Source organism: bacterium (assembly GCA_040753555.1).
Classification (GTDB): Bacteria; UBA9089; UBA9088; order UBA9088; family UBA9088; genus JBFLYE01.
Map to the genome: position 1 here is coordinate 1 of JBFMDZ010000190.1, position 3,918 is coordinate 3,918.

Below are 3,918 nucleotides of genomic sequence, written 5' to 3' on the forward strand. Positions count from 1 at the left end.
ACATCTCTTTGACATAGCCAGAATTAAGGACAAGGATGTCTGAATATAAGCTTACAGGAACCCAGTCTATTTCTTGGGGAAGGGAATTATTATCATCGGGTGGACGACAGGATGGACCGGGGGCTTTGATATAAACTGTATATTCTTCTGTCTTTTTCTCTGTTTCTTCAGAAATGGTAAAGCTACATTCTGCAGGGGTTGGGTCAACATTTCCTGCTTTATCAACGGCTTGAACCTCAAATCTATAGCTTCCTGGTGATAATGTATAATCTGCATATGTGGGTGGACCATCTTTGTTCTTAAAGGCTTTAGACCCGCAGGAATAGAAGTAGCTTAGCATATCAGCTGGTGTTTTATCATCCCTTCCTGTCCAGGTAAAGCTTGCTCTCCCCTGTTCTATTGTTTCGCTTCTATCTTCAACTGTTTTTCTTCCTATTTCCTCATCTTTGCAATTCAGGTAGATAGTGGTAGTTTTTATTGTTGTTATTACCTTCTTCTGATTTTTAATATTACTTGATGTAATCCAGGTTTCTGGTGGTTTATCTTCATCATCACATTCCTTGATGTATTTTGTTTCTTCGCTTATTTTTTCCTCTGTTTCCTCCTTTATCTCAAAGGTATATTTAGAAGCAGGGTCTTCAATATTCCCTGCCTTATCTATTGCCTTTACCTCAAAGAGATAATTTCCAAAAGAAAGCCCTTTATACTCAACTGATTTAGAATAGCTAAATCCTCCAAAAGCAGAAGGTGAAAGCCGATATGAGAATTTAAGCATATTGGATGGGGTTAGGTTATCCTCTCCTTCCCAGGTAAAGCTTGCCTTTCCCTTTTCTATTGTTTCACTCTTTTCCTCAATTGTCTCCCTCCTCTTTTCATTGCCCTGGCAATCAGTATAAATGATGGTTGTTCTCTTTATGGTTGTTATCTTCTTCTGGTTTGTAATTACCCCATTTATCTCTGTCTTTGGTGGCTGGGTGTCTACTACAAAGTGCCTTTCTTTGCTACTTGTATTTCCAGCATTATCTTCTGCATTTACTATTGCTACATAGTTACCATCAGAAAGGCTAACCCTTACACTAAAATTACCTTCAGATAAAAGATAGACATTTCCTCCTACATTAAGGCTTGCTGTTTTTATCCCAGAGGCATTCTCCCCTAAATCCCTTACACTTCCAGAGATTACAACATTTGATGTATTTATAACCTGATTTTCAGAGGGATTGGTAATGGAGATGGTGGGTGGGGTGGTGTCAATATAAAAGACAATCTTGTCGTCCTTTATGTTATTTGCCCAGTCAATGGCTTTTGCAAGGATTTCATATTTTCCTTCTTCTTTAAAGGTCTTGGTTTTAAACTTGCCTTCATATAGCCCATAGGCATAGGTTGGGCCTTCAGTATCATCATTTCCATTTACGGTCAGGGTTACATTACGATTATAATGCTTCTCGTTTTCTGCACCCCTGAATATGATGTTAGGTGGGGTGGAGTCGGATTTGAAACGACGGGGAAGCCAGCCTTCGTTTATACAACCTCTCACATAAAAAGTGTCCTCTCTCACTTTCTTGTGGGAAAAACTTGCGTGAATGACTCTCAGTTGCCATTTTTTTATATCTGTTCCTTCTTGAGAGACCCATTCTTCAAATATTAGACTATGTCTGTTCTTTCCTGATGGCTTCAATAATATATCTCCAGGCCCTAAGCTTTCCCATCCTACTGCATCTGTTAATTTGGACAAGTCCCAAGTAAAATAATGTCTTCGTAATCCTACACACCATGAAACCAAGCCCGAACAATCAAATCCTCCTGCCCATTCACCTTCTGGGCTAAATATACCTCCCCAAGTACTATTACCCGCATCATACTCTGCTTCTTTATTTGGAGGGGCTCCATCTACATAAGGTCTTCCTAAATATCCAAGAGCATTCCAGACTACTACAACACCCCAGTTTATTGCTCCTTTAATCTGAAGAGAAAAAAGGATTATTATAAACAGACATATTCCAAAGCCTAGCCTTTGAAGGCTTATTTTACCTTTTCCCATTTTATTACCTTTAGTTCTTTGGGCAATTTAAATCCACCTTCGCCAAATTTAAGTAATATCTTTTTATCTTTTTTACCACTTTTTTCTCTTTCTTTCAGAAATTCTTCTATTATATCTTCTAAATTTCCTATCATTTTATCAGAAGGGGATAATTTGTAGCTGGAAAATTTTTCTTTTTGCCCTTCTTCCCAAATTACTGCTCTATCGTAATCTTCTAAATCTCTTACAATTTTATCAAAAAAAGATAATTTGTAAGTAAAAGATTTTATTTCTTGCTCTTCTTCCCAAATTACAACCATATCGTAAATTGTCCCTTGGTCAGTTACTACCGTTGTTGGAGTTATCTCCTGTTGACGAGGATGATTTTCTTTTTCGGGGAATATAAAAAGGAGCTTTCCTTGGGGAGTATATTTATAAACCTGCTCTTTTTTATAAAGTTTAATTTTTTCTTCCTCTTCTAGCTTGCTCACGCTTATTTTTACATATAAATTCTTTCCTTTATCCTCTTCTATTACTTCTATATCTTCCAACTCATAGTTTTGACTAGCCAGTTTTGGACTTAGATTTACTGGTATTTCTAATAATTTAATGTTTTTCTTTTGGTCTATTACCTGAACTATGCCTTTCTTTGAATCTTGAACCTTAGAAGTAAAACCATACTTTTTCTTTTCAAAAAATGAAGTTTCTGTTCCTATAAATCTTCCTGTTTTTGTAAATTTAAATGTATTCAAATTTCCCCAAGCGTTTCTTACGCCAGTAAGATAAATATATCCATCCTGACCAATATAAATTTTTTCGTTTTCACCTATCCACCATCCTTCTGTTATTTCAAATTCGCCAAGTTTTCCTTTTTTAGGTTTAACCCTTTCTAATTTTATTGTGTCTAAATAACCTCCATTCTTATCAAACTTTAAAACCTTAAAATTAGCAGGGTCTAATATGTATAAATTCCCTTCTTGGTCAAGGGTTATAGAACGAGGCATTGTAAGAGAAGGCACAATACTATAATCATAAAACCCAAACGATACCGTTCCCTTTCCAAACCTTCCATAAAGTCCCCTTCCACAAGAGATTATTCCTCCAGAAGGTGAAAGAGCTGACTCATGAGGCACAAGTTCCTCTTTTACTTTATGCCATTTAAGGTCAATTATCACCTTTGGTTGATATTCCTCTGCCATCTTTGAAGCCTCCTTTGTCTCTGTAATTGTCTTTGTTCCCTTGACATCAGCAAATCCCTTGTTTGCAATCAACCCTAAAATAATTAAGCAAACTATCCCTTTACTTAATCTTTCTTTAAACATCTTACATCACCTCTTTTGATAATTTTTAATCATAATTTATTAGGATATTCTTTGTTTTTATATTTTGTCAAGGTCTTTTAAAATAACCCTCTACTACTATTTTCAAACATTCTCATTTTACAACCATTGATTTAATGGCAGAAAAACCATCTGCCTTTATTTTATAAAAGTATAATCCCTTTGATAAATTTTGTCCACTATCATTCTTTAGGTCAAAGAATATTGCCCTATCTTTGTTTGTATATGAACCTTTGCTTTTTTGCCCTATTTCTATTGTTCTTACCCTCTGTCCTAAGATATTGTAGATTTCAAGGGAAACATTTGAATCCTTTGCTAGCTTGAATGGGATATAACAACCCTGTTTTGCTGGGTTTGGAAAGGAGGAAAGAAGAACTGTGGTTAAGCCTTCTTCTTCTTGGATATTATCAAAATATGAGGTTTTAACAATCACATACTCCCTTATCCCAATGTCTTGGAGATAGCCTTCAATATAGAATGATTGTGTTCCTTGGAAGGTAAAGGTAAATGTTTGGGTTGAGTTTGGCTCAATTTGCAAGGTTTCCTGGTAAGGTGGAA

Annotated in this window: 3 protein-coding genes; all 3 read right to left on the reverse strand. The window is 35.8% G+C overall.

Annotation, left to right across the window (positions count from 1 at the left end):
• A partial coding sequence (locus tag AB1630_10995) for an Ig-like domain-containing protein (protein ID MEW6104318.1) occupies positions 1–2,041 on the reverse strand: 2,041 nt, incomplete at its 3' end.
• Complete coding sequence (locus AB1630_11000) at positions 2,023–3,342, reverse strand: hypothetical protein (protein ID MEW6104319.1); 1,320 nt, start codon at positions 3,340–3,342, stop codon at positions 2,023–2,025. The genes AB1630_11000 and AB1630_10995, both read right to left, overlap by 19 nt.
• A gap of 112 nt (positions 3,343–3,454) precedes the next feature.
• On the reverse strand, positions 3,455–3,918 hold a 464-nt coding region (locus tag AB1630_11005), incomplete at its 5' end, for a T9SS type A sorting domain-containing protein (protein MEW6104320.1).